1 protein-coding gene is annotated in these 1,298 nt (G+C 59.6%); it reads left to right on the top strand.

Annotated features, from left to right (window positions below; translation table 11 throughout):
* Window positions 1–448 precede the first annotated feature (448 nt).
* On the top strand, window positions 449–1,298 hold an 850-nt coding region (locus DFS13_RS39685; protein ID WP_146610063.1), incomplete at its 3' end, for a transposase.

Raw genomic sequence — 1,298 nt, 5'->3', positions numbered from 1 at the left:
CAGGTATCTATAGCAGTGCGGGGTTGACGCCGAGGGGCAAGTCGATGATAGGGCTTCAGGGCGCCTCGACGAAGTGATCGCGGGTCGACCTTCGCACCGTCGAATTCGATAGCTTCTTGTCTGAATCGGGGTGCAGGACGTACGCCGAGGGGCAAGAGTATGAGGCCGAGCTTCTGTCGCTTCTGACTCGCCGTTCAACTCCGCCCGCTCGCTCGCTGGTACTCTTGCCTGCGGGCACCGGACCCGGCGACCTTAAGAACGTGGGAGAGCCCGCAAAGTTCGTCCCGACGATGTGAAGCCCATGGTTGCGGGGTTCGGGCTGGCGCAGGCAAGAGTAACGAGATGGTGGCGCATGAATCTGCGAGTTTCAAGCGGCCACGAATGAAACACCTGGCAGTGCTGCCCAGCGACGAGCCCTCTGATTCGTTGATAAGGAGAACAATAACTCATGGCTTCTATCAGCAATGCACCCGTGCGTCACCGGACCGTCGGCATCGATCTGGCAATAAGTGCAGTTCAGGTCGCGCAGATCTTCGATGATGGACGTGCAATTGGCAAACCGATCCGCTTCCGTTTGACGTCAACCGACCTCAGGCGTTTCGTGTCAGCCATCAAGAGCGGCGTCGGCGCCGATACGCCGATCACAGCCGTGATGGAGCCAACCGGCATGGCATGGTTTCCGGTGGCCAACTGGCTGCAGCGTGCCGGAATCAAAGTCATTCGGGTCAAGGGTCAGCGCGTGAAGGCGTTACGCAAATACCTCAGCGAGCATGCCAAGACCGACGCGGCCGATGCACATGTATTGGGCGCAATACCCGGCTTTGGTGGCCGTGGCCTCGACCCAGTTCATGTGCCAGGGCCCGAGCAACATTCACTACAACGACTGACCAAACAGCGTCACCGCTATCAGGAGCTAGTGTGTTCCGCGCGGCGCCGCGTTCTTGACCTCATCCGCTGGGCGTGCCCGGCGCTTGAGCCTGTGTTGCCCGATACGGTCACGCAACTCACGCTAGCAATTCTCGGCGAGCTGTTGGATCCGCGCAAGGTCGTAGCCATGCGACGCGATGTGCTCGCCCGATTCCTGTCACAACACGCCTCAGGGAATCATCCCAAGAGCGGCCCCTTCATCGATTCGCTGGTCGAGAAACTTAAGGCAGCGGCCGAAGAGACCATTGAGCTCCACGGCGATAGCGTCGATTTCACCGCTTTGCAATTCGAGGTGGCGCAAGAAGTCGAACATTTGCGACTGTGGGATCGCCACGTCCGCGCGATCGAGCGTGAAGTGGAGCAGATCTATC

Origin of the sequence: Burkholderia sp. 28_3, assembly GCF_003253915.1 — a bacterium.
Classification (GTDB): domain Bacteria; phylum Pseudomonadota; class Gammaproteobacteria; order Burkholderiales; family Burkholderiaceae; genus Burkholderia; species Burkholderia cenocepacia.
This window is presented reverse-complemented; position numbering and strand designations above follow the sequence as displayed.